Origin of the sequence: Qipengyuania aestuarii (assembly GCF_019711535.1) — a bacterium.
Lineage (GTDB): Bacteria > Pseudomonadota > Alphaproteobacteria > Sphingomonadales > Sphingomonadaceae > Qipengyuania > Qipengyuania aestuarii.
The window spans coordinates 60,975-84,709 of the sequence record NZ_JAIGNP010000002.1; the positions used below are offsets into that span (position 1 = coordinate 60,975).

Consider the following 23,735-nt stretch of genomic DNA (forward strand, 5'->3'; position numbering starts at 1 on the left):
CCAGCGTAAGGATAGCGGCGCCGGGGCCGTAAATAGCGCCGATCCACGCTACGATATGCGGCGACAAAATTACGGCTCGCCCCACGGCGTAAACGAGCGTCCAACCACCATTATTCAACGACTATTGAATATAAAATTACGATCGCTTATGTTGCATCGCACAAGGAACGGTACATGAATGAACGGCGCGGGCGTGGACGCCCCAACAATACGGATACGGATACCGGCAGCGCGATCGCTCGCGCGGCGACGGATCGGTTCGCCGCGCAGGGTTTCGACGCGACCTCCATGCGCGAGATTGCGGCGGATGCGGGGGTCGACGTGGCGCTCATCTCGTATCATTTCGGGGGCAAGCAAGGGTTGTGGAAGGCGATCGTCGCGCAGGCGGGGCGCGAACTGCGCGCGGCGCTGGAGGCGGTGCTGGCCGATGCCGAAGAGATGGATGCGCAGGCCCGGCTCGACCGGTCGGCGCGGGCCTTCCTCGCCCATCTTCTCCAGCGCCCCGAAGTCCCCCGGCTGCTGCTGCGCGATATCACGTTCGACAGCGACCGGTCGCAATGGCTGCTCGAGACGCTGTCGCTCCCTCTGCACCGCCACTTCAACGAGCTGGCGCAAGCAGCCGCACAGGACCGTGCCGATCCGCCCGCCTATCTCCAGTTCCGCGTGGCCAATTTCATTTACTGCGCCGCCAGCTCTGTCGTGCGGCGTGAGCGTCTCGGCAAGCTTGTCGACGGGATTGCCGGCGATGCGGAGTTTGCCGCCGCGCTCGAGGCCACGCTGGTCGAAGGGGCGCTGGCGCTATGAGCGAGCACCCTCACTTCGTCGACACCGTGGGCGGCTATCGCTTCAAGCCCCACGAGATGCCGATCCTCCCGGGTTCTCCCGCAAATCCCGATCATCCGCACGCGCGCCGCGCGATCTATTTTGCGATCGGGATCTTCATGGGGCTGCTCGGCGGCTCGCAGAACGGCTTCCTGCTTGCCAATGCGCCCGCGCTGCAGGCCGAATTCGCGCTCACCCCGGTCGAGGCGGGATGGCTGACCGTGGCCTTCTACTCGACCTATGCGACGATGAGCATGCTGCTGTTCCGCGTCCGGCAGGAATTCGGCATCCAGCCCTTCGTGCGTTGGGCCATGCTGAGCCTGGTCGCTGCCAATTTCGTGCAGATGGTCGGCCCCGGTTACTATCCGGAACTGGCCGCGCGGGCGGTCGCGGGTGTGACGGCGGCGGGGCTGTCGGCACTCGCCATCTATTACCTGATGCAGGGCCTGCCGTCCGCCGTCCGCGTGGCAGGGCTGGTGATATCACTCGGCCTGTCGCAGATTGCCTTCCCGCTTACGCGCGCGCTGTCGCCGGCGCTGATGGTCGACGGGAACATCACCCATGTGTTCCAGTTCCAGTTTGCGCTGTCGCTGGTCGGGCTCGCGCTGGTTTATGCGCTGCGCCTGCCGCCGGGTATCCGCAAGCCGACCTTCGAGAAGCTCGACATCCCGAGTATCGCGCTGTTCGTGATCGGGGTGGGCGCGCTGTGCACCTTCCTGATCCAGGGGCGCATCCAGTGGTGGGATACGCCGTGGCTCGGCTATGCGCTGGTGGTCGCGATCCTTGGGCTGGGCGGATGTTTCCTGATCGAAGCCCATCGGCAAAGCCCCATGCTCGATCTCAGCTGGCTGTCGAGCCGGTCGATCCTGGCGCTGGCGCTGATCGGGGCAACCGTGCGCGTCCTCGTTTCCGAACAGGGCTTCGGCGCGAGCGGACTGTTCTCGGCCCTCGGTTACGGCAGCCAGCAGCTGACGAGCTATTTCTGGATCCTGACCGGCGCGACGATGGCCGGAGTGGCGCTATCGGTGGTGCGGCTCGACCCGCGCGATCTCACGCGTCCGGTGCTGTTCGCGATACTGGTGATCGGCGTCGCCGCCTTTGCCGATACGCGCAGCGGCGTGCTCACCCGCCCGCAGGACATGTATTGGACGCAGGCCGCAATCGCCTTCGCCGCCGTCTTCGCGATGGGGCCGATCATGATGGAAGGCATGCTGCGCGCGCTGGCCGCGGGGCCAAGCTATGTCATCAGCTTCATCGCCGTATTCTCGCTGTCGCAATCGGTCGGCGGCCTTGCTGGGATCGGGCTGCTGTCCGCCTTCCACACGGTGCGCCTGAAAGCGCATCTCATCGATGCAGGCAGCACTTTGACGATGGCCAACCAGCAGCTCGCGCAGACGGTCGGCAATGCCGCGCGCAGGGTCGCATCGCTCCAGGGCGATCCCGCGCTGCAACAGCAGACCGCGATGGCGAATGTCTCGCGAGAGATCAGCCGCGAAGCCGCGGTGCTGGCCTTCAACGACGTGTTTTTCCTCATCGCCACGCTGTCGGCGGTGACCTTTGCCGCGCTGTTCGTGCCGTGGCTGATCAACAAGATTCGCGGGCGCAATCCGCTCGCCAAGGAACTGGCCTTCATGGAGGCCATGCGCGCAAGGACGAAACAATGACGCAAGCAACCCCGGCGCAGGCCGATCTCGAAACGGACGCCGAAACCACGGCCGCCCCCGAACGCACGACGGGCTGGTCGCCCGACCCCTCGCGCCGCCGCATCGCGGTTGCCGTGCTGCTGCTGCTGGTCGGCGTGCTCGCCGCGCTCTACGCCTGGGGCCTGCCGCCTTTCGCAGGCGGCGACCAGACCACCGATAATGCCTATGTCCGCGGCCGCACCACGGTGGTGAGCCCGCAGGTCGGCGGCTATCTGGTCGAGGTACCCGTGGTGGATTTCCAGCGGGTCGAGAAGGGCGATCTGCTGGCGCGGATCGACGATGCTCCGTTCCGCGAGAAGGTCCGGCAGGGCGCGGCCAATTCGGCGGCGCAGCGCGCCACGCTAGCCAACAGCGCGCAGAGCCAGCGTTCGGCGCAGGCGCAGCTCAAATTGCAGGATGCCGCGGTCGCTTCCGCGCGCGCCGGGCTGCAGAAGGCGCAGGCCGACATGAATCGCATCGCCGAACTGGTCGATGAAGGCTCGGTCTCGCTGCGCGAGCGCGACCAGGCGCGCGCGGCCTTGCAACAGGCGCAGGCCGGCGTGCAGCAGGCGCAGGCGCAGCGGGCCATTGCGGCGGAGAACCTGCGTTCGGTCAGCGTCGGCCGCGGCGCGCTCGAAGCGCAGGTCGCCGGGGCCGAGGCGTCAAGCGGACTGGCCGAGTTCGAACTTGCGCGCACCGAGATCCGTGCCCCGCGCGCGGGGCGGCTCAGTGAAGTGGCCGCGCGCGTCGGCCAGCTGGTCAACGCCGGCACGCAGCTCATGTTCATTGTGCCTGACGATCTGTGGGTGGTCGCCAATTTCAAGGAAACGCAGACCGCCGATATGGCGGTCGGCCAGCGGGCCACGCTAGAGGTGGATGCCCTCGGCGGAGTGGAGCTGACGGGCCGCGTCCAGAGCATCGCGCCTGCCGCCAGCAGCGAGTTCAGCTTGGTGAAGCCCGATACGGGTGCGGGCAATTTCGTGAAAGTGCCGCAGCGCATCGCGGTGCGCATCGTGCTCGACAAGGGGCAGGCCGCCGCAAAGCGCCTTGGCCCCGGCATGTCGGTGGTCGCCACCGTTCATACGGAGGACTGATGGTGATGCGCCGTTCTCTCGCTCTTATCGCCAGCTCCGCTTTCGCCCTGAGCGCCTGTGCGCCCACGTTGCAGGACGCCCCTCCCGAAGCGGCTGTGTCCGCCCCGGCGCAGTGGCGCACTCGGCTCGATGTCACCGCCCCGGTCGAACGCGACTGGTGGAATGCCTTCGGCGATCCGCAGCTCTCGCGCCTCGTCGAACAGGCGCAGCGCAACAATGCCGACGTGCAGATCGCGGCTGCCCGCGTGGAGGAAGCGCGCGCGACCGAGCTGGGCTCGCGCGGATACCTGCTCCCGACCCTCGGCGCGGGCGCGGAAGGTGCCTACCGCCGCGAAGTCTCGCCCTTCGGACAGCCGCGCACCGTCGAGGTCGCCCAGCCCACGTTCCGCGCCTCCTACGAGCTCGACCTGTTCGGCAAGAACGCCGCGCGCGTGGATGCCGCCGAGGCAGGCGTCGCGGCGAGCGCGGCGGCGCAGGAGGCAGCGCGCCTTTCGGTCACCGCTGCGACCGCCAGCGGCTACATCACCCTGCTGGCGCTCGATCGGCGGCTCGCCATTCTGGAAGAAACGCTACAGGCGCGGCAGGAGGCGGTGAAGTTCGCCCGCGACCGGGCTGAAGTGGGCTATACCTCGCAGCTGCCGCTGCGCCAGGCGGAGGCCGAATATCAGGCCGCCGTGCAACTGGTCCCGCAGCTGAAGAGTCAGATCGCGCGGCAGGAGAACGCGCTGTCAGTGCTGACCGGTGAGGTGCCGGGCGCCATCCTGCGTGGCGGGACTCTGGCGGACCTGCGTCAGCCTGCCGCCCCCGCGACTCTCCCTTCGGAACTGCTGCGCCGCCGCCCCGATGTCGCCGCCGCGGAGTACCGCATCGCTGCAGCCGACGCGAAGATGCGCGTCGCCCGCGCAGATTTCATGCCCTCGATCGACCTCGGGGCATCGGCCGGACTGGCATTGTCCGACCTGCTTGCAGACCCGATCGGCGTCTGGTCGCTGGGCGGCAGCATTCTCGCGCCGATCTTCCAGGGCGGGAAGCTTCAGGCGCAGCTCGATGGCGCCACGGCGCAGCGGGATCAGGCGGCATGGGCCTATCGCTCGGCCGTGCTCGACGCGTTCCGGGAAGTGGAGGACCGCAAGGCGGTGCTGGCCAATCTGAAGGCTCAGGAGGCCGCGCTGGTGGCCCAGCGGGAGGCGGTGGCCGATGCGCTGCGCCACGCGCGCAACCGTTATCGCGCCGGCTACACGCCCTATATCGAACAGGTCGACGCCCAGCGCGCCCTGCTGGGCGTGGAGCTGTCGCTGGTGCAGGCGAAAGCCGACGAACTGACGGCGCTGGTCGGCCTTTACCAGGCGGTAGGCGGAGCCCCGAAGTAACGAGGCCCGGCCCGAGGCCTGGCTGAAATTGTCGCATTTAGGGGGGCGCAGAAGTGGTCCGTTCTCCAATAATTTTGAATCCATACGGATAGGCTTACCAATCCCTTTTTGAATCCCCGCTCTTACAAATTTGAATCACTTTCACGTTTTCAGTTCGCTCCGAGGGAAGCATGTCGTAATATACCCATTGCCGACTCGGAGTGGTGTCCTATGACGTCATTATTCGAACAGTGGTAAGACACGACGCGCCCGCCGAGGATTCGCGGGGCGAAGCCTCACCAGATTTGCGGAAATATCTCGCCAATCTGCTGCAATTCGAGCCGGTTGTTGTCAGGCCGAGCATCATTCAGCGATCGACCATTCGACGCTGGCACCCGTCCGGAAAACCCAATATTTCGGCTCTCAATCTCAAAGATCGGCATCCACACTTCGAAACTGGAGAGGACCTGACGCCGGTACGCAAAGTGCCGCGGCTCGCGCAATCGCCAAAAATGGGTTGGAGAGGCTATTTCCAAAGCCACAAAATGGACCGATCGATGCAATTTTACAATCTATCGGAACTCTGGGCTTTGCAAGCGTGTGAAGCGGATCCCGTCGTCGCAGATTTTGTTGAGCATCCTATTTGCCTGTTGGTTGATCACGGAGGAAGACACAGGAGGGTTCGTCTTTCGACCTTCGTCACCCGAAAGTCCGAATGTTGGTTTCTCCTAGGGATGCGAGAGCAAACAGCCTCAAAGGAGCCACGAACCGAATTCTTAGAGAAGATCGGGCAAACATTGTCGACCCACGGATTTGGTTTTGAGGTCCTGACCGAATTGCATCGGCGTGAAGAGCCTTTGGCTAAAACGGTGTTCGACATTCTACGTGGTCGCGGAACCAAGCCTCTAGACCAAGCGCGTGTTGATTTCGCGGTGGCATTAGCGAATGCGGGTGCCACTGTCGGTGATATCGAAGATCGATCCGATCTAGATCGCAATGACATTTGTCGCCTGATTTTAAATCGGCAACTTTTCGTAAACATCAGAAAGCCTCTGGACCATAAGACCCTAATCTCACCTACTCCCTTCGCCGACCCCATTCCGCCATGGAGCGCCAGGTGAGGCGGTTCGCTTTCGAAGTGGGCACCTATGTCCAGATAGAGGAGCGAATACTCCTTATTACATTAGTGAATCCAAGTCATACCGCCCTTACTTTGCTCGATCAACATGATCGCTCAGTAGTTGAGTATTCCCAGGAGGAACTGGAGGCTCTATTTGAGGAGGGCACGCTCCGTTTTGTTTCTTTTGTGGGTGAGAGCCTCGACGTTCGCATTCGACCCCGCAGTTCGGAGCCGCTTTCGACTATGCCCGATAAAGAGAGGGTACGTGTCGAGCTTCGACTTTCAGTTATAAAAGCCGTCGATTCTTTGGGCCTTGGAACCCATTCCGAGCGAATAATTGTTACCGATCCAGCTACCGGAGAGAAGGTCTTCACATCGAGGATCCAGAACGCAATCAACGAGGCCTGTTACGCGGCCGGTCAAAAGCCCGTCACAGTTCAAACCTATTACAATTGGCGAAAACTTCTATCGGAAAACGAGGACGTTAGCGCACTCGCTGGCAATTTTGGCAATCGTGGTCGCAAGCCTTATCTCGATCCCGTCGTCGAAATAAAAGTTCAGCAGGCCTTAGCGACTGCAGTTGAAGTCTCTAGGGCGCAAACGCACCTTGGAGCACGGGGCCGGATTACTCCCAAGAAAATCATCAATTCTCTTCGGCAAGAGTTGCCCGAAGAGAAGTTGCCATCACCTAGCTACATTCATCAGAAGATCCAGCAGCTACCGGCATACGACCGAGCAGTGGCTCAGAAAGGAGCGCGCGCCGCCGACAATCAGTTCCGCATGGCGTCGCGCGCCGAAAAGCCCACGGCGTGCCTGGACTCGGTCGAATATGACGAGACCCGCCTGAAGCTTGTTCTGGTTGACGAAGAGTTCGGTATCCCGCTGGGGAGTCCGTATCTAAGCTGGTACGTTGATCGGTACTCAGATGCGCCCCCTGGATTTTACGTCGGCTATGAGCCGATGAGCGATGTATCGACGATGGCAGCACTCCGGCATGCCTGCCTCCCTAAAGGGTACATGCGGAAGCACTACCCCGACATTCGAGGATCAATGTGCGCTGGTATTCCCCGTTCTATCACGCTGGACAATGGCCTCTCGCAGCATGGGGACACTATCCAGTCTGCCGCAAAGGATCTCAGCATCGATATTCGCTACGCCCCGCCATATCGCGCGTGGTTCAAAGGTGCAGTCGAGGGGATGCACGAGACCCTGAATCGTTTGCTTCTGGAGGATCAAGCTGGCTACGTATTGAGGCCACAAGATCAACCAAGTGAGTACGATCCGACGACTCAAGCCTGCTTGGGAGTGAGACAATTCGTCCGGATACTGCATCATTGGATAGCCGATAGGTACATGCAGACGCCTACTGGCGTTTTCCGTCGCAGCCCGGCTGAAAAGTGGGCGGAGGGGATATCCAGCATTCCGCCCACGTTCCTGCCATCGGTAGAAGAAGCAGATCTCGTGTTTGGAATATTGCGGGAAGGAACCTTGGATCACAGGGGAGTTCGCTACGAAAATCTATTTTACCTCAGTGACGAGATGGTGGAGTACCGGCGACTTCATGGCGTCTCCATATCGGTCGATGTCAAAGTAGGTCCTCATATGGGGCGAATATATTGGCGCGGACCTGACGGGGCCTGGCGTTCCGCAGACGCGGATCTCTACGAGTATGCGTGGGGGCGGACGCTTCATAACCACAAATTGGTACGAAATAGAGCCCTCGAAGTGTTTCGTAGTGATAAGTTGGAGGCGCTTCTAGAATCCGATCGCCAACTCAAAGAGATCGCGCGCGCTGCCCTCCCAATGCAGCTTGGGTTGAAACGTCAAAAGCGGATCGCGCGGGCGTTCGGGATTGGTACCGAAACTCTTCTTTCTAATCACCAGACTGACGGAAAGCTTGAGTGCAGAAATCAGTCGCCTGCGCACTTTTCTGAAACTGCTGCGGAAGACGATGGATGCTTGCCGAGGCAGAAATTGAGGCTGACAACTTTCGATACAGAAAGGCGCGGAGAATGACGGAAGTTCAGAAGCCAAATCGAACGGCCAGACCGTTGCACAAATCCTGCGGCTCTTCAGATGCGAAGGCACTTTTTGACGGCGTTAATGACCTTATTGTACGGCACCCTCGCCTAATCGAAGCAAAGCGTTATGCCGACATGATGGTGAATCTCGGGCCTTATGCCGACGAAGCCCCCTGCTCGGAGATTTGTGGCCCGTCTGGAATAGGTAAATCTACACTCTGGGAGTGGCTTAGGGACGAGGGCACGTCGAAAGAAGAGTGGTGCGATTATAAAGTGCCGAAGCGACCTTCAGGGCAGATCAAGCGTAAGCCGTACCTTACAATAAAGCTGCAGCAGCAGCCCACAATTAGCAAGATATGCGACGAGTTTCTACAGGAGCTCGGAGATCCATTCTGGTGGCAGGGTAGCGCGACCGAAAAGACCATACGTGTCGATATCTTGCTGCACGCAGCGCAGGTTCACGCGGTTTTCATCGATGAATTTCAATACGTAGTAGATCGTTCCGGAGTAGTGGTTTCGGAGGCGATTGTCGATTGGCTGCGCGATCGGCACATGCCTGCTTCTCGTACGAGAATGAATCTGCCCAATGCACGGTCGATCGCTATTTGTTTGCTTGGGCTTGGGCGTCTAAGTGCGATCTTCTCCGACGATCCGCAGCGACTTAGGCGATGGGACGCTGGTTGGCGCATGGAGCCATACGCAAATCATGGATCTGATCTCGAGGATTTTGCGAGCATCATCGCGTCTTTTCTAAACTCCGTTCAATTGCCGATCGACGATGCAATCGATCCCACGGATCCGTCCGTTGTAAAGCGGTTTCATTATGCCTCGTGGGGTATTCCTGGCTACGTTAAGAAGCTCTTCTCCGGCACAATGCTGTTGGCCGGCCTGCACCCGCGGCGCCATACTCGCCTCGACATGGGGTTGCTGCGTTCGGCATTTGCTCATGTCACGCGCATGGAAGAATTCGAAGTGCCAACATTCGGCGTTGTCAGAGACGGTGTTACCGCACAATCGCTCATGCAGAACCCATTCGACGATGGTTTCAATCAAACTTTACCGTCCCCACGTCTCATGGATGATCGGCAAGCATTGCCATCACCTGAAAGTCGTCGAAAGTTGGCAACCACGCGCCGCCGCAGAGCCGCTGAGGTTGATCGCTCGTTTGCGAAATGACGAATTTTGCGATCAAATGCGCGCCAATCTTCGGAGAAGGGCCCGAGGGGTTCGTCATTCGTGTTTTCGAGACAAACGGATTTTATGGCCTCGGTCAGCTACGTAATTTTTGCGGGACGCACTCGATCTTGCAGGCGGCAAAGTCACTTGGCTGGATTTTCCAAAGGCCTCCGAGCGGGCTCTCGTGCTACCAAGATATGCCGCAGAATGAAACCTGGTGGCGTAAGAATCTACGGCGCTTGCAAGGATTGGACAAATCGCTGAGGCGAAAAGACGGATACCGATATTGTCCCGCTTGTTTGTGCAGCCAGGAGATAAGATTAGAGATTTGGAATGCCGAAGGTTTCTGGGCCTGTCCTACGCATCAGTGCTATCTCAGAAATTCTTGCCACGTTTGCGGAGCCCTTGAAAGGGGCGCTCGCGTGGCCTTGGCATCTTGTTATGCCTGCGGCGCAAAACATGCAGATGCTCCTTGCACAACTGCCGACGAATCCACGTTGGCAATCGCGCGCCTCATGGAAACGGGCGATGGGGAAGTTTTTCCGCCAGTTCTGTCGGATATCGGTGGTCTTACCATGGATGCAATCCGCTTGTTTGGAGCACCTAATCGGCCTGGCGTAGACTTACGTCGCGACGTACTCTCTAATGAATTTGAATTGTCCGAGAAGACCATTGCGCAATGGTCTGACCGATCCGCATCGGTTTTATGCAATTGGCCTGACGGATTTCATGGGTGGATTGAAGAGCGGGTCGATCCGGACAAGTCAAAAGTTGGCCCACAGCGCTTCGGTGGCTGGCTATCTCGAGTAAGAAACGAGTTGGGTCGCGTCCCTGCGGTACGCAAGGCCGTTTATGATTACATGTGGAGCAGGTGGGACCGAATACCGCTAGCTGGAGAAGGTAGTTATTTCTCTGGCGAAACTCCCCCAGATCACATCCTCATTCCTCGGCATGCCGCTAACCTTATCGGGGTTGCTGAGGGAAAGATCAAACTACTCATTGAAGAAGGAAAGTTGGAGGGGCGATCCGAGGTTCGCGGAAAAAATACATATTGCTACGTGAGCCGGACATCGGTGGAGAACTACATCACCCAGGAGCAGCAATTCTCTTCTGCCGACGATATTCAAGAACGCTTGGGGACCCGTAAAACGCTCTCCAGAGAACTGGTCGCCGCAGGGCTGCTCGAAATGTCTCCCGCGCGCAAGGCGTCCAGATATTTCACTGCGAGCGTCGATACTCTATTATCGCGACTGGATGACGTGAGCATCGCTAATGACGGGGTTTTGGACCTCGTCAGACTTTCTGATATTTCGACTGCAAGGCGGGTCAAGCTTGCGTCGTTGTGCCCCCACATTTTGGCGGGTGAGATCAGTTGTTTTCGGGTCAATGGGGTCGGTCTTGCCGGCTTCGCAATTCCGCTCGAGGCGATGCTGGGATACTATTACGAGGACGGGGTGATCTATTGCTCATCAGGCCGCGTTGCCGAGATCACTGGATTGCATAAGGGATCGATAGCGGGATGCGCGGAGGCAGGCTTGTTAGAGAGACATTTCTCGCCTCATTACAAATTCCGAAAGCTTTTCCATCTCGACTCTGCGACAACTTTTCACGACCGCTACATCGGGTCACGCGAACTCATGCGCAGGACCAATTTGAACTACCACGACGTCACGTCGAAGCTAATCAACTGCGGAATACATCCCGCGATAGAACACGACGTTTCCCGACATATCAGTACCTATTGGTGCCGTAAGAGCGTGGCCGATGCATTGTCTGCGAACCTCGCGGTCAACAAAAGGACCCCCTCGCCTGCGAGCAAAGGAAAAGTCCTGAAGCAGTATCTTAAGCGCGAAAAACGCCAGTTGTACGACATCATACCTGCCAAGCTAAGCGCATAGACTAGCGTGCGCAATTCGGACGCTACAGTCCGGGAATCCATTATTGCGGCGAAGACTACCGGAACCTTAGGTTGATGTGGGGAAGGTTGACACATGCAATCCCGCCGGAACAAAACAAATACGTCGATAATGTCCAGTAGGCACGATAATGGTCCTTATCGTGATATCTCTGACATCGGGTAATTAGCGCAAATTTGAGCGCGTTCCAAATGAGGTCGAGGTCGCGGCTCGATAGGGGGGTAGATCGATCGATTTGTAGGCCATTTTTGGCAAAATTTGACGGACGCCCTCACGCATTATCGTTTAGATGCAATTGTTTGACCAAATGTCACGAAATGGGACGAGAACGAGCGATCTTCGTCCATTTTTGCGCATATCAGGAAGATTCTGGAAGGCTCTTGCATCGCTCCAAATGTTCTGCGACGCATTGGAAATCGCTGGTGAGTCCCAGCGGTGGGGCCTGCTAACCCCTGACGCTGTCGGCCGGTCGCTTTTCAAGCGGCCGGGTGGCCGTCGCGTATGTCCAAGGCTCGCCTAAAGGCGACGGACCTGGCGCGACAGCCCAGGCTTAGCAGCACCCGGCTCCGCCGGTCCGCCCCAAACATTTGGAGGACTGGCATGCATTTTGGTTTCAATGGCCGTTTCCCGGTTACCGAACTCGACAACACCGCTCATGCGGTGTCTCTCTTGCTGCAAGATGAGAAGCTCGACGAAATCAGTGACCTCACTATCTCCTTTCTCGGTTGGAGAAAGGGCGAGCGCACGCAAATTGTCGACCAAAAAGGGTTTATTCAACTCTATAAATTGCAGTGGAACGATGTGATCGAGCACTTCGGCACGGGTCGTCTTAAGCTTAATCTCCCTACAGGATGGGTAATCAGAGATCGACCTCAGGACTTGGAGTGGAGTCCTCTGGCCGTCATGGCGGGCCGCGACGATTGAAGCCTCTCCGAACCTACAGCCTGATCAGCGAACCATTGTCGATCCAAGAGTAGGCCAAGACCTTCCCGAACGACCAAGTCCATCTTCCATCGAGGAGAGATCCATCAAGTAATGTCCCAATCTGGCGACGCTTCTTGACGTTGGTGACCGCGCCGAAGCCATTTCTCATCTTCGGGAGGGTGTTCCGCTTTTGGGAGCTGTTGACGACCGCTCCGACCGCGCTGCTTTGGAAGCTGCAACGCGCCTTTTCGCAGGCGATCTTTTGAGGACCGTCTTCTTTATGAATAAGATCCATCCGTGGCTCGATGGCCAAACACCTCTCGAACGCGCTTGATGAGCAAGCCCTCGATCGGTTCCGAAAGTGCGAACCGCGATAGCGTTTGTCTCCAGGTTTTCGGCAATATCGCAGCGCATTGGGACATGACCGTTTCAGAGCAATGCTTGCTACTCGGAGTCGACGACGAAGAAGTTCTGCAGGATTGGATGGAGCGTGCGCGAGCCGGCGAAGATGTTTCGCTACCTGAAGACGTTTTGGAAGGCATTGGCTGTGTCCTCTCGATCTACGCCTCGCTGGTAATCCTACTCAACCATGAGCGATCGAAAGGCTGGGTGCGAGCGCCCAATCGAGCTCCGTTATTTCAAGGCAAGTGCGCAATGTCCCTGATGGCGAGCGGAAATCGCAAGGCCTTGGAAGATGTCGCTCGGTACTTGCTGAGCGAACGCTACAGATGAGCGAGCCCTATGCCCGCTTGCCGCCTATCACCATCGGCACGTGGCGTGAGCGCGCGCGATTCACCCACCATTGCGAAAGCAGCATCAGGACAACGGTACGATCCCGTCTTGCATGATTGGATCATTCTACCGCTGGCTGCCTACCCAGGCACGTATCTTCTAATCGGGATCGTGACCAACGATCGCAATAACCGATTTGTCGATGGAAGGTGCATCCACACATCCGCAATCGTCACTCCGCTCGAGGCGATCGTCGAAGGTTCGGTCGCCGAAACCCTCAACACCCGGTACCTGCTCGGAGAAGAACGCGAACGCAACTGAATGAGCGCCAGACAGCGCGCGGTGAAACGGTTCAAGGGTCGCGGATCTAGATAGAAGGGTTTTTGTTCGTGGCGGTAGAATTGCACGAGAGCTTTGCAATCCATCCCGGGCCGTGGCTGCGCGATCAGGTGATCAAACCCTATGGTATGACGGTCACGGGTGCTGCCGATCACCTTCAGGTGACTCGGTCAGCCCTAAGCAAAGTGATAAAGGGCAATGCTCGCCTCACGCCTTTGATGGCAATGCACTTCGAGAAGGTATTGAAATATCGGCAGCGAAGTTGCTTCGAATGCAGTCGTGGCACGATCTAACGCGGGCGAAGCTAAAGGCATCGTCACTCAACATCAGCCGGGTCCCACCTCCAGCCAAATAGCACAAGGTTCGGAGGCCGCTGCCAGCTGTTTAGGGCCAGTTGATCAGACCCCGCAATTTGGCACCAGCGTGTCTCAAGACGTCCGCTCTGCGCCCCAATTCCAGACGTTCGAGCGCCGCAAGGCAAACCCCGGAAGCGGCCGTTCTTGCAACTCAACGATTAGGACAGGTCCGTCGCCGATGCCGAATTTGATCTGCCTTTAAAGTGCCGTGGCTCTCGAGAGATGACCGCGCTGCACAGGATAGGACGATCCGCTCTTCGCAGATCGCCGTCCTGCACAGTGCGGCTTGAGTTCAGAAGGCGGCCGTCAGCGAGACAACTAAGGCGGCGTCGACAATGTCCGGTGTCGCGCCAGCTGCAAGCGCGCTGAAATCGGAGATGTCAGTGTCGATATAGGCGACGCGCGCGGTGAGGGTGTTCCAGCTTGCGCTCGCGCCCAGCGACCAGTCGGTATAGCCCCCTCCGGGGGTGAGCGCGGTCTCGCCTTCCGATCGTCCGACATGCGCGTCCAACGCAAACGGAGTGCCCTCGATCGGCAGCGCGGCATCGGCGGAGACATAGAAATTGTCGTTGCCCCCGATCACATCCTGCGCGGGTGCGTACGCAACGCCGAGCGTAAAAGCGGCGGGACCTGCCGCCAGAGCGAGCTTGGCATAGGGCTCGAAGAACTCGAATTCCCCGCCCGTCGAGCCCGGATAGGCATAATAGATCACCCCGCCATCGAGCGTGACATCGTCGGCAACCTCGGTTTTGTAGCCGGCGTAAAGATCTAGCTCGACATTGGAGCCGCCGAGCTCGCCGAATCCGTCGACGCTCGAAGCCCAGGTGCCGGCATAAAGGCCGCTCTCGTGGGTGACGCTGACCCATCCTTGCACCGCCACTTTCTCGTCCGACAGGTCGATCCCGCGAAACCGGTAGGAGGATACCAGCGCCGTTCCGCCCGAGACAGTGACAGCATCGGCCTCGGTCTGGACCGTTTTCTCCTGCACATCCTGAGCGAAAGCGGGCGTAGCGAGCGAGGCCGCAAGGGCGGCGAGGCAGATCAAGCGCATCGGGGAATCTGTCCTTGATGAAAGGGCGGCGACCATCGCCGCACCGTGCACATGGTCTCTCCTCATTTCGCCCGTTAAATTGCCATGCGGATCGCCGGGGTGGCCCGTGAAATCCGCATGAAAGCCTAACGAAGCTGGCGTATTTTCACGCTCTTTTAATTCCACCGCACGCGATAGCCCCGCGAATTTTCATGCGCGCGAGGTCCAGAGCGGCTCCCGAATAAGGAGCTGTTTCGCATGACATTCGATCTTATCCTTGTGGGGCTCGTGGCGCTCGGGCTGCTGGCCTACCTCACTGCAGTCCTCCTGCGGCCAGAGCGCTTCTGATGGAGCGCGCAACCTCTGGCCAAACCGGGCTGTTCCAGCGCGAGCTGGTTGTCCCCGCGATGCGCGACTCCTTCGCCAAGCTCGACCCGCGCACGCTGGTGCGCAATCCGGTCATGTTCGTCACCGCGATCGTCGCCACAACTGCGACGGTGATCCTACTGCGAGGAATTGCCACCGGGGCCGAAGATATCGGCTTCCAAGCCCAGCTGGTCTTCTGGCTGTGGCTGACCGTGCTGTTCGGCAACTTCGCCGAAGCGCTCGCCGAAGGGCGCGGGAAGGCGCAGGCCAAAGCGCTGCGCGACACGAAAGAGAGCCTCGTCGCGCTCAGGATCGGCAAGACCGGCGATACCGAGAAGATCCCCGCGACCCAGCTGCGCTATGGCGACATCGTGCTGGTCTGCGAAGGACAGCAGATCCCCGCCGACGGCGAAGTGGTGGCCGGGGTGGCGTCCGTGAACGAAGCGGCGATCACCGGCGAAAGCGCGCCCGTGATCCGCGAGGCTGGCGGCGACCGCTCGGCGGTGACCGCGGGCACAACCGTGATCTCGGACGAAATCCGAGTGAAAGTGACCGCCGAACCGGGTAGCGGCTTCCTCGACCGGATGATCGCGCTGGTCGAAGGCGCTAGCCGGCAGAAGACGCCAAACGAGATCGCGCTGACGATCCTGCTGACGGGGCTGACGCTGATCTTCCTCGTCGCGGTGGGCACGCTGCCTGCTTTCGCCAGCTATGCCGGGGGAGCGATCGCGGTGCCGGTGCTTATCGCCCTGTTCGTGGCGCTGATCCCGACTACGATCTCCGCGCTGCTGTCCGCGATCGGGATCGCTGGAATGGACCGCCTGATCCGCTTCAACGTGCTCGCGAAGTCGGGCCGTGCCGTCGAGGCGGCGGGCGATGTCGGCACACTGTTGCTCGACAAGACAGGGACAATCACGATCGGCGACCGGCAGGCGAGCGAGTTCGTGACCCTGCCCGGTGTCGCCGAGACCGACCTGCTCGAGGCTGCGCGTCTTTCCAGCCTCGCCGACACGACACCCGAGGGTCGCTCGATCGTTGCGCTGGCGGGGGGCGAGGAAGCGCTGCCAAGCGATGCGGAACCGGTCGCCTTCACCGCGCAGACCCGCGTGAGCGGGGTCGACTTGCCTGGCCGCATCATCCGCAAGGGCGCGGTCGATGCGGTTCTCAAGCTGAGTGACTATCCCGAAGACACCGTGCTGGCGCTGAAGAAGATCACCGATCGGATCGCGCAGGCCGGTGGCACGCCGCTCGCCGTGGTCGAGAACGGCCGCTTGCTTGGTGCGATCCATCTGAAAGACATCATCAAGACCGGCATTCGCGAGCGGTTCGTCGAACTGCGCCGGATGGGCATCCGAACGGTGATGATCACCGGCGACAACCCGCTAACCGCCGCGGCCATCGCTGCCGAGGCTGGCGTCGATGATTTCCTCGCCGAGGCGACGCCCGAAGACAAGCTCGCCTACATCCGCAAGGAGCAGGCCGAGGGAAAGCTGGTCGCCATGTGCGGGGACGGAACCAACGATGCCCCCGCGCTCGCGCAGTCCGATGTCGGCGTGGCGATGAACACCGGCACGCAGGCCGCGCGCGAGGCGGGGAACATGGTCGATCTCGACAGCGACCCGACCAAGCTGATCGAGGTGGTCGGCATCGGCAAGCAGCTGCTGATGACGCGCGGCAGCCTCACCACCTTCTCGATCGCCAACGATGTGGCGAAGTATTTCGCGATCCTCCCGGCGATCTTCGTGGTGCTCTACCCCGCGCTGGGCACGCTCAACGTGATGGGGCTCGCCAGCCCGCAGAGTGCGATCCTTTCGGCGATCATCTTCAACGCGATCATCATCCCGTTGCTGGTGCCGCTGGCGCTCAAAGGCGTCGCGTATCGCCCGATGCCTGCCGCCAGCCAGCTGCTGCGCAATCTCGGCATCTACGGCGTGGGCGGCGTCATCGCCCCCTTCGTCGGCATCAAGCTCATCGATCTCGCCGTCGCCGGCCTCGGCCTCGCGTAGGCCCGCGAAAGGACACTCCCATGCTTTCCGCAATTCTCACCACCATCCTGATCGTCGGCGGCACCGCGCTGCTGGCATGGCCACTCGGCATATACATGGCCGGGCTTTTTTCCGGCCGCTTCGCAAGCGCTGACGGGCTTTTCGCCCGCACGGTCGGCGGCGCGCCAGAACAGGACTGGAAGCAGTATTCGATCGCTCTTTTCGCCTTCAACATCGTGATGTTCGGCTTCGTCTTCGCGCTGCTGGCGACACAGCACATGCTGCCGTTCAACCCGGATGGTCAGGGCGCGGCAAGCCTGGACCTCGTGTTCAACACCACGGCCAGCTTCACCACAAACACCAACTTGCAGCACTATTCTGCCGAGAGCACCTGGAGCTATCTGGCCCAGATCGGCGGGCTGATGTGGCTGCAGTTCGTGTCTGCGGCGACCGGTATCGCCGCTCTCGCTGCGCTGGCGCGGGGCATCGGGGGCAAGCCTACCATGGGCAACTTCTTCGTCGACGTGCAGCGCGCTTCATTCTGCGTGTTGCTGCCGCTGGCGATGATCGTCGCGGCGGTGATCGCGTTGAACGGCGTACCGATGACGCTGCAGGGCGCAGCGCAGGTCACCACACTGGAAGGCGTGGCGCAGACCATCGCGCGCGGGCCTGCTGCCGCCTTCGTCGCGATCAAGCAGCTGGGCACCAACGGGGGCGGCTTCTTCGGCCCCAACTCCACGCATCCGCTGGAAAACCCGACCTTCTGGTCGAACGCGTTCGAGATGGTCGCGATCATCCTGATCCCGATGGCCTGCGTGTGGATGTTCGGGCGGATCATCGGCCGGCCCAAACATGCGATGGTCGTGTTCGGCGTGATGGCGGCGCTTCTGCTGATCAAGCTCGTGGCGTCGGTCGGCTTCGAGACCGCTCCGACCCAAGCCTTCATGGACCTGCCGGTGACGCAAGACGTCGGCAATCTCGAAGGCAAGGAACTGCGGCTCGGTGCCACTACCGGCCCTCTATGGGCGGTGCTAACCACATCGACCAGCAATGGTTCGGTCGGTGCGATGCACGACAGCCTCAACCCCCTGACCGGGCTCGTCCCGATGGCAGGCATGTGGCTCAATGAGACCTTCGGCGGCGTCGGCGTCGGCATGATCAACATGTTCCTCTACATCGTCGTCGCGGTGTTCGTCGCGGGCATGATGGTGGGCCGCACGCCGGAATATCTCGGCCATCGGATCGAGGGGCGCGAAATGCGGCTCGCGGTGCTGGCGCTAATCAGCCACCCGGTGCTGATCCTCGGCGGCACGGCGCTGTTCGCGGCGACCGCCTGGGGGCAGGACACGCTCAACAACGCCGGTGCGCACGGCTTCTCCGAGATCCTCTACGAATTCAGCTCGGCAGCCGCCAATAACGGTTCCGGGTTCGAAGGGCTGGGCGACAACACCGTGCCATGGAACATCGCCACGGGCCTCGTGATGCTGATCGGCCGCTACCTGCCGATCATTGTCCCGCTCGCCATCGTCGGTTCGCTGATGGCCAAGCGCCGCAGTGCGGAAAGCGCGGGCACGCTGAGCGTGGAGAGCAGCACTTTCGGCGTGATGCTGTTCATCACCATTTTGATCTTCGGCGCGCTGACCTTCTTCCCCGCGGCCGCCCTCGGCCCCATCGCCGAACACCTCACGTCAATGCGCTGACGGCAGCCCAGACAAGGAACCGATACGATGAACTATGTCCTCCCTTCGCTCCGCCTGTGGCTGGCGACGATACTCATCTGCGTGGTTGGCTATACCGGACTGATGCTCGTCTTCGCTCAGACCATGGCCCCCTACCAAGCTAATGGCTCGATCATTGAAGTGGACGGCCAGGCCGTGGGCAGCGAACTGGTTGCGCAGGACTTTAGCAGCCCGCGCTATTTCTGGCCGCGACCCTCGGCCGCCAGTTACGACGGCATGGGCGCGGCAGGGAGCAACTTGTCGCCCACCAGCGCGGACCTCGCCGCGCGTGCCGCAGAGACGGTCGCCCGCTACGGCGCAACTGCCGGGAACCCAGTTCCGGCGGACTTGGTAGCCGCATCGGGCGGCGGGCTCGACCCGCACATCTCGCTCGACGGGGCACTATACCAAGCAGACCGGGTCGCAGCTGCGCGAGGGCTCGATCCAGCCTGGGTGCGCGATCTGATCGAGCAGCAGGCCGCCGCGCCGGGTGCGATCTTCGCGCCCGAGCGTATCGTGAACGTGCTGCAACTCAATCTGGCGCTCGACCGCCTAGAAGAATAGACGAGGCGAACAATGGCCGACCAGCAGCCCAACAACGATGCCGAACGGTTCCTTCGGTTGGTCCGCGCCGAGGAACGCGGTCGCCTGACGGTCTACCTCGGCGCGGCACCCGGCGTCGGCAAGACCTACCGCATGCTGCAAGACGCGGCACGGCGGCAGGCCGAGGGCGTCGACGTGGTCGTGGGAGTCGCCGAAACACATGGCCGCAGTGACACCGCGCTCCTGCTTGAGCCGCTGGAAGTAATGCCTCGCCGATATTACGACCATGAAGGCCACCGGCTGGAAGAATTCGATATCGATGCGGCGCTGTCACGGCGACCGGAGCTCATCCTGGTCGACGAACTGGCGCACACCAACGCCCCTGGCTGTCGCCATCCCAAACGCTGGCAAGACATCGCCGAACTGCTTGTTTCGGGCATCGACGTCGCAACCACCATCAATATCCAGCATCTGGAAAGCCTCAACGATATCGTGGCCGGGATCACCCACGTCCGCGTGCGCGAGACGGTGCCCGACAATATCCTCGAACACGCCGAGATCATCGCCGTCGATCTGCCGCCCGAGGCGCTGATCGAACGGCTGGTAGCGGGCAAGATCTACCTGCCAGAGACCGCCGGACGCGCGCTGTCCAACTTCTTTACCCCCACCAAGCTCGCCGCCTTGCGCGAGCTCGCGCTGCGCTACGCCGCGAGCAATGTCGATCGGCGGTTGAGCAATCAGCTCGAACTGAGCGGCGAAGGCGGCGGTTTTGTCTGCGGCGACCGGCTGACGGTGGCGGTTAGCCCTGGCAAGGGCGGTGCGCAGGTTGTGCGCGAGGCCAAACGTTTGGCCGACATGCTGCACGCCCCGTGGACCGCGGTGGTGATCGAAAGTGGCAGCGCGCGCGCGGTTTACGGTGCGCAACGAGAGCAATTGGCGGACAATCTCGCGCTCGCATCGTCGCTCGGCGCCTCGCTGATGACGGTCGCGGCGACCGATGTAGGCCAAGCGCTGGTCGATCAGGCGCGCGAATTGCGGGCGAGCCAGATCGTGATCGGCAAGAGCCGCCGCAGCCGCTGGTTCGAGTGGCGCCACGGCTCGATCGCGCACGAAGTGATCCGCAAAGCCAAAGACGTTTCGGTCCACGTCGTCCCCGTCGAAGAAGCGGACGAGAAGCCGGCGCGGCCCAAAGATCCTTACTCGCAGCGCAACAACATCTTCGCCTTTGGGTTGGTTGCCTTCACCATCCTCGGGCTGCATTTTGCCCAGCCGCTCATTTCGCGCAGCGCAATCGACTTGGTCCTGCTGCTGCCGGTGATAATCAGCGCAACCTTTCTCGGCATGCGACCGGGAATCTGGGCGTCGATATGGGCGGCGCTGGGCTACAATTTCTTCTTCACCCAGCCACTCTATACGCTCGACATCTACAGTACGGCAGACGTCGTGACCTTTATCGTCCTGTTCGCGGTGGCAGTGATCATCGGCGGGCTGGCTGGCAAGGTGCGCCGTCAGGCCGAAACCAGCGCGGGGGTTGCCCGGCTCAACGCCTCGCTGGCGCGCTTCGCAGGGCTGATGGGCGGGCTCTCCGACCGGGACGACACTGCGCGCGTCGCGTGCAGCGAGATCGGCGGCCTGCTCGATGTGGAGGCGATCATCGTTTCGATCGAGGATGACGGGCTGGTAGTGCGCGGCAACGAACACTATCGCCAACTCGACGTGGTCGATGAGGCTGCGGCGAAGTGGGCGCTCGAAAACGGCGTGCCAGCGGGCCGCGACACAGGCACACTGAACGCAGCCGACTGGCAATTCCACCCGCTCAAGACCGCGCTGGGGATGATGGGCGTGCTGGGGATCGCACGGCCGTCGCAGCAGCGCGTAATCCGCCCCGACGATGCCACGCTGCTCGCCTCGCTGGTCGACCAGACCGCGCTTGCGCACGAGCGGCTAGTGCTCGAAGCGCGAGCGCGCGAGGTCGACGCTCTGCAACAGCGAGATCAGCTTCGCGGAGCCCTGCTCGGCAGTATCGCCCATGATCTGCGCACGCCGTTAACGTCGGTGATCGCCGCAACAGACGCGATCCCGTCAGAAGGCTCATTTGCCAGCGAGGTGCTGATCGCACGTGAGGAATCGCGCCGGTTGCAGCGCTTCCTGAACGATCTGCTCGAAGCCTCGAGAATCGAGCATGGCGAGATCCAGCCCAACATGGAGAGCGTAGACATGACCGATGTGATCGCCGCGGTCCTGCGCGATCTGCGGCAGGCCGGCCCCGATACGAGGGTCGAGACCGCCATCGATGCCGATTGCCCCTTGATCCATACCGACGCTCTGCTGCTCCGCCATGTACTGATCAACCTGATCGACAATGCGCTCAAATTCTCGCCGCGGTCGAGCAAGATTTTGGTTGAGTTCGATTGCAGGGACGATGACTTGGCGTTGCGAGTGCTCGACCGGGGCCCTGGCCTGCCGCCGGACTCTGCTGCGCTGTTCGACCGGTTCGAGCGGCTCGAAGGAACCGATCGCGTTGGCGGCTCGGGCCTCGGCCTATGGATTGCGAAAAACTTCGTCGAGGCGGTGGGTGGTTCGATTGCGGCGGAAAATCGCGAAGGCGGCGGCGCAATGTTCGCGATCGCGCTGCCCCTGGCTAGGGGCGTGTCCGAGGAGACCGCCGACCATGCGTAGCGACGTACTGATCATCGACGACGAGCCCGCGATCCGGCGTTTGCTCGTCGGCGCGCTCGACCGCATCGGGATAAGCCATGCCGAGGCGACGAACGCAAGCGAGGCACTACGGCTCGCAAAGCTTCAGCCGTCACCAATTGTGGCGCTGCTCGACCTTGGCCTGCCCGACCGCGACGGGCTCGAGATCGTCCCGCAGCTTGCCGCGCTAGGCATCGCGGTAATTGTCCTGACCGCGCGCGAAGCGACCGAAGAAAAGGTCGCCGCACTCGATCTGGGAGCGGACGATTTCGTGACCAAGCCTTTCGACAGCGAAGAGCTGCTCGCCCGTGTCCGTTCCGCGCTGCGGCGCAGGGCGGGGCCGCTCGCTGACACCGCTTTGCGCGAATTCGCCGATGGCACAATCGACCGCGAGACGCATGCCGTCACTCTACGTGGCGAGAAAGTCGAACTGACGCCCCGCGAGTTCAATCTGTTATGGGCGTTAGCCGACCGCCCGGGACGCGTAGTCACGCATGAGAGCCTGCTGGAGACGGTCTGGGGGCCGGCGCACCGGCAGCATTTGGACTATCTGCGGGTTGCAATCCGCTCCATTCGCCGGAAGATCGAGCAAGATCCTAGCAATCCACGGCTGATCGTGAACGAACCAGGCGTGGGCTATCGTGTAGCTGTAAACCAAGGGCTGAGAGTCTGATTTGATCTAATTGCAAGAAAGAACCGACTGCCTGCTAACGGCCCCGCAATCGACCGGCAGCTCTTCGTCCTCGCCAGCTACCCCCCCGTTATATGCGGTCCAAACCAAGCTATACGGCTTCATTAGCGCGAAGTCCGGTAGCGTAATGCTGAGCCCACCATGCAACTCGCCGAATCTGCCTCATGCGATCCGTCCGACCCGGACGCAAAGCCCATGCGATCCCGGACCGGGCAGCACTTGCGTTACCGCGAGCAAGCAATTGAGCCCCTCGCGCGAACTCAAACGCTCGGTCCCGATCATCGCCAAAAATCTTCGCAAGCAGCGCGGGGAGGACGATAGCTGGAGGTACCTTATCGACTACATCCATGATCTAGGGACCGGCTGCGAATAGGTGTCAGACAAGCGCCTGGACGATCGAATAGAGGCTGGTCGTCAGAAGCACCAGGGCCACGGCACCCAGCAGCAGGCGCGGGGGGATGCGCTTGACCAGCACCGCTCCCAGCGGTGCGGCAATGACCCCGCCCACGATCAGCCCGACGGTTGCCAGCGTGAATGCCGCCACCCCAAGCGAGGTGATGAAAGCGATAGAGACTGACAGGGCGAGCAGGAACTCTGCCGTGTTCACCGTCCCGACGACGCGCCGCGGCTCGCCGCCTTGGATCAGCAGGTTGGAAGTGACCACCGGGCCCCAGCCTCCGCCCCCCGCTGCGTCTAGAAACCCGCCGACGAGTGCAAGCGGCCGCGTGGTCTTGGGGTCTTCGAAGCGGGACTTGGACATGCGGATTGCGCGGTACAGCAGCAGGCAACCGATGATTGCGAGATAGGCCATTACGAATGGCCGCGCGACCGACGCGTCGATATTCGACAGGAGGTACGCGCCGATCACGCCGCCGAGGACGCCGAAAGGTACAAGCCGCTTGAACAGACCCCAGTCAACATTCCTCTGGATTATGTGGCTGGCACCTGACGCGCCGGTTGTGAACACCTCGACCAGGTGAACGCTGGCCGATGCAGCGGCAGGTGGCACCCCGATGCTCATCAGCAGGGTTTGCGAAATGACGCCGAACGCCATGCCGAGCGCACCGTCGATCAACTGCGCGGCGAAGCCGATTAGGATAAACGGCAGGATATCGTAGAAGGATATATAGCCGATATCGAGGATCGGCAGCGAGGAGGTGTCTAACATGATAAG

Annotated in this window: 21 protein-coding genes; 18 read left to right on the top strand and 3 right to left on the bottom strand. The window is 61.1% G+C overall.

Features of this window, described 5'->3' with window-relative positions:
- Nucleotides 1-174: 174 nt before the first annotated feature.
- From K3175_RS05595 to K3175_RS05635, 9 genes are all read left to right on the top strand, one after another.
- Nucleotides 175-804 (top strand): TetR family transcriptional regulator, encoded by a 630-nt coding sequence (locus K3175_RS05595; RefSeq protein ID WP_221542418.1) that lies wholly within the window; start codon nucleotides 175-177, stop codon nucleotides 802-804.
- Nucleotides 801-2,486: an MFS transporter gene (locus K3175_RS05600; protein ID WP_221542419.1), complete on the top strand. Its 1,686-nt coding sequence runs from the start codon at nucleotides 801-803 to the stop codon at nucleotides 2,484-2,486. The genes K3175_RS05595 and K3175_RS05600 overlap by 4 nt, the downstream gene beginning before the upstream one ends.
- Complete coding sequence (locus tag K3175_RS05605; protein WP_221542420.1) at nucleotides 2,483-3,598, top strand: HlyD family secretion protein; 1,116 nt, start codon at nucleotides 2,483-2,485, stop codon at nucleotides 3,596-3,598. The genes K3175_RS05600 and K3175_RS05605 overlap by 4 nt, the downstream gene beginning before the upstream one ends.
- Nucleotides 3,598-4,968 carry an efflux transporter outer membrane subunit gene (locus K3175_RS05610; protein ID WP_345719324.1) on the top strand — a complete coding sequence of 457 codons (1,371 nt, stop codon included), beginning with the start codon at nucleotides 3,598-3,600 and terminating at the stop codon, nucleotides 4,966-4,968. The genes K3175_RS05605 and K3175_RS05610 overlap by 1 nt, the downstream gene beginning before the upstream one ends.
- 203 nt (nucleotides 4,969-5,171) lie before the next feature.
- A complete protein-coding gene (locus K3175_RS05615; protein WP_221542421.1) occupies nucleotides 5,172-6,068 on the top strand; it encodes a hypothetical protein in 897 nt (298 codons plus the stop codon).
- A complete protein-coding gene (locus K3175_RS05620) occupies nucleotides 6,053-8,083 on the top strand; it encodes a hypothetical protein (protein WP_221542422.1) in 2,031 nt (676 codons plus the stop codon). Before K3175_RS05615 ends, K3175_RS05620 begins: the two co-directional genes overlap by 16 nt.
- The gene (locus K3175_RS05625; protein WP_221542423.1) at nucleotides 8,080-9,264 is read left to right on the top strand and encodes a TniB family NTP-binding protein; all 1,185 of its coding nucleotides are present in this window, start codon (nucleotides 8,080-8,082) and stop codon (nucleotides 9,262-9,264) included. Before K3175_RS05620 ends, K3175_RS05625 begins: the two co-directional genes overlap by 4 nt.
- 422 nt (nucleotides 9,265-9,686) lie before the next feature.
- Nucleotides 9,687-11,162 (top strand): hypothetical protein, encoded by a 1,476-nt coding sequence (locus K3175_RS05630; protein ID WP_247710750.1) that lies wholly within the window; start codon nucleotides 9,687-9,689, stop codon nucleotides 11,160-11,162.
- Nucleotides 11,163-11,780: 618 nt separating this feature from the next.
- Nucleotides 11,781-12,104: a hypothetical protein gene (locus tag K3175_RS05635; RefSeq protein ID WP_221542425.1), complete on the top strand. Its 324-nt coding sequence runs from the start codon at nucleotides 11,781-11,783 to the stop codon at nucleotides 12,102-12,104.
- 13 nt (nucleotides 12,105-12,117) lie between these two features.
- Here the strand turns inward: K3175_RS05635 and K3175_RS05640 are convergent, their stop codons facing one another.
- Nucleotides 12,118-12,417 (bottom strand): hypothetical protein, encoded by a 300-nt coding sequence (locus tag K3175_RS05640; protein ID WP_221542426.1) that lies wholly within the window; start codon nucleotides 12,415-12,417, stop codon nucleotides 12,118-12,120.
- A 20-nt stretch (nucleotides 12,418-12,437) separates the two neighbouring features.
- Between K3175_RS05640 and K3175_RS05645 the strand changes: the two genes are divergently transcribed.
- The 3 genes from K3175_RS05645 to K3175_RS05655 all read left to right on the top strand — a co-directional run bounded on the left by K3175_RS05645 (nucleotide 12,438) and on the right by K3175_RS05655 (nucleotide 13,468).
- Nucleotides 12,438-12,836: a DUF2384 domain-containing protein gene (locus tag K3175_RS05645; RefSeq protein ID WP_221542427.1), complete on the top strand. Its 399-nt coding sequence runs from the start codon at nucleotides 12,438-12,440 to the stop codon at nucleotides 12,834-12,836.
- A 108-nt stretch (nucleotides 12,837-12,944) separates the two neighbouring features.
- Nucleotides 12,945-13,157 carry a hypothetical protein gene (locus K3175_RS05650; RefSeq protein WP_221542428.1) on the top strand — a complete coding sequence of 71 codons (213 nt, stop codon included), beginning with the start codon at nucleotides 12,945-12,947 and terminating at the stop codon, nucleotides 13,155-13,157.
- Between the two features lie 68 nt (nucleotides 13,158-13,225).
- Nucleotides 13,226-13,468 (top strand): helix-turn-helix transcriptional regulator, encoded by a 243-nt coding sequence (locus tag K3175_RS05655; protein WP_221542429.1) that lies wholly within the window; start codon nucleotides 13,226-13,228, stop codon nucleotides 13,466-13,468.
- A 355-nt stretch (nucleotides 13,469-13,823) separates the two neighbouring features.
- Here the strand turns inward: K3175_RS05655 and K3175_RS05660 are convergent, their stop codons facing one another.
- Nucleotides 13,824-14,582, bottom strand: a complete 759-nt coding sequence (locus tag K3175_RS05660) for a TorF family putative porin (RefSeq protein WP_221542430.1) — start codon at nucleotides 14,580-14,582, stop codon at nucleotides 13,824-13,826.
- 237 nt (nucleotides 14,583-14,819) lie between these two features.
- Between K3175_RS05660 and kdpF the strand changes: the two genes are divergently transcribed.
- The 6 genes from kdpF to K3175_RS05690 are packed head-to-tail and all read left to right on the top strand — an operon-like array spanning nucleotide 14,820 to nucleotide 22,543.
- The gene (kdpF, locus tag K3175_RS05665; RefSeq protein ID WP_197635597.1) at nucleotides 14,820-14,909 is read left to right on the top strand and encodes a K(+)-transporting ATPase subunit F; all 90 of its coding nucleotides are present in this window, start codon (nucleotides 14,820-14,822) and stop codon (nucleotides 14,907-14,909) included.
- A complete protein-coding gene (gene kdpB / locus K3175_RS05670) occupies nucleotides 14,909-16,933 on the top strand; it encodes a potassium-transporting ATPase subunit KdpB (protein WP_221542431.1) in 2,025 nt (674 codons plus the stop codon). Before kdpF ends, kdpB begins: the two co-directional genes overlap by 1 nt.
- A 20-nt stretch (nucleotides 16,934-16,953) precedes the next feature.
- Entirely contained in the window at nucleotides 16,954-18,612 is a 1,659-nt protein-coding gene (gene kdpA, locus K3175_RS05675) for a potassium-transporting ATPase subunit KdpA (protein ID WP_221542432.1), read from the top strand.
- A gap of 27 nt (nucleotides 18,613-18,639) precedes the next feature.
- Nucleotides 18,640-19,194, top strand: a complete 555-nt coding sequence (kdpC, locus tag K3175_RS05680; RefSeq protein WP_221542433.1) for a potassium-transporting ATPase subunit KdpC — start codon at nucleotides 18,640-18,642, stop codon at nucleotides 19,192-19,194.
- A gap of 12 nt (nucleotides 19,195-19,206) precedes the next feature.
- Nucleotides 19,207-21,852, top strand: coding sequence for a sensor histidine kinase (locus K3175_RS05685; RefSeq protein WP_221542434.1), 2,646 nt, complete (start codon nucleotides 19,207-19,209; stop codon nucleotides 21,850-21,852).
- Nucleotides 21,845-22,543, top strand: coding sequence for a response regulator (locus tag K3175_RS05690; RefSeq protein ID WP_221542435.1), 699 nt, complete (start codon nucleotides 21,845-21,847; stop codon nucleotides 22,541-22,543). Before K3175_RS05685 ends, K3175_RS05690 begins: the two co-directional genes overlap by 8 nt.
- A 394-nt stretch (nucleotides 22,544-22,937) precedes the next feature.
- On the opposite strand, the gene K3175_RS05695 is transcribed toward K3175_RS05690, so the two are convergent.
- Nucleotides 22,938-23,729 carry a sulfite exporter TauE/SafE family protein gene (locus tag K3175_RS05695; protein ID WP_221542436.1) on the bottom strand — a complete coding sequence of 264 codons (792 nt, stop codon included), beginning with the start codon at nucleotides 23,727-23,729 and terminating at the stop codon, nucleotides 22,938-22,940.
- Nucleotides 23,730-23,735: the final 6 nt, after the last annotated feature.

Coding starts and splice junctions, on each gene's coding strand:
- K3175_RS05595 (WP_221542418.1), top strand. CDS start 175: ATGAATGAACGGCGCGGGCGTGGACGCCCCAACAATACGGATACGGAT.
- K3175_RS05600 (WP_221542419.1), top strand. CDS start 801: ATGAGCGAGCACCCTCACTTCGTCGACACCGTGGGCGGCTATCGCTTC.
- K3175_RS05605 (WP_221542420.1), top strand. CDS start 2,483: ATGACGCAAGCAACCCCGGCGCAGGCCGATCTCGAAACGGACGCCGAA.
- K3175_RS05610 (WP_345719324.1), top strand. CDS start 3,598: ATGGTGATGCGCCGTTCTCTCGCTCTTATCGCCAGCTCCGCTTTCGCC.
- K3175_RS05620 (WP_221542422.1), top strand. CDS start 6,053: ATGGAGCGCCAGGTGAGGCGGTTCGCTTTCGAAGTGGGCACCTATGTC.
- K3175_RS05625 (WP_221542423.1), top strand. CDS start 8,080: ATGACGGAAGTTCAGAAGCCAAATCGAACGGCCAGACCGTTGCACAAA.
- K3175_RS05635 (WP_221542425.1), top strand. CDS start 11,781: ATGCATTTTGGTTTCAATGGCCGTTTCCCGGTTACCGAACTCGACAAC.
- K3175_RS05645 (WP_221542427.1), top strand. CDS start 12,438: ATGAGCAAGCCCTCGATCGGTTCCGAAAGTGCGAACCGCGATAGCGTT.
- K3175_RS05660 (WP_221542430.1), bottom strand. CDS start 14,582: ATGCGCTTGATCTGCCTCGCCGCCCTTGCGGCCTCGCTCGCTACGCCC.
- kdpF (WP_197635597.1), top strand. CDS start 14,820: ATGACATTCGATCTTATCCTTGTGGGGCTCGTGGCGCTCGGGCTGCTG.
- kdpB (WP_221542431.1), top strand. CDS start 14,909: ATGGAGCGCGCAACCTCTGGCCAAACCGGGCTGTTCCAGCGCGAGCTG.
- kdpA (WP_221542432.1), top strand. CDS start 16,954: ATGCTTTCCGCAATTCTCACCACCATCCTGATCGTCGGCGGCACCGCG.
- kdpC (WP_221542433.1), top strand. CDS start 18,640: ATGAACTATGTCCTCCCTTCGCTCCGCCTGTGGCTGGCGACGATACTC.
- K3175_RS05685 (WP_221542434.1), top strand. CDS start 19,207: ATGGCCGACCAGCAGCCCAACAACGATGCCGAACGGTTCCTTCGGTTG.
- K3175_RS05690 (WP_221542435.1), top strand. CDS start 21,845: ATGCGTAGCGACGTACTGATCATCGACGACGAGCCCGCGATCCGGCGT.
- K3175_RS05695 (WP_221542436.1), bottom strand. CDS start 23,729: ATGTTAGACACCTCCTCGCTGCCGATCCTCGATATCGGCTATATATCC.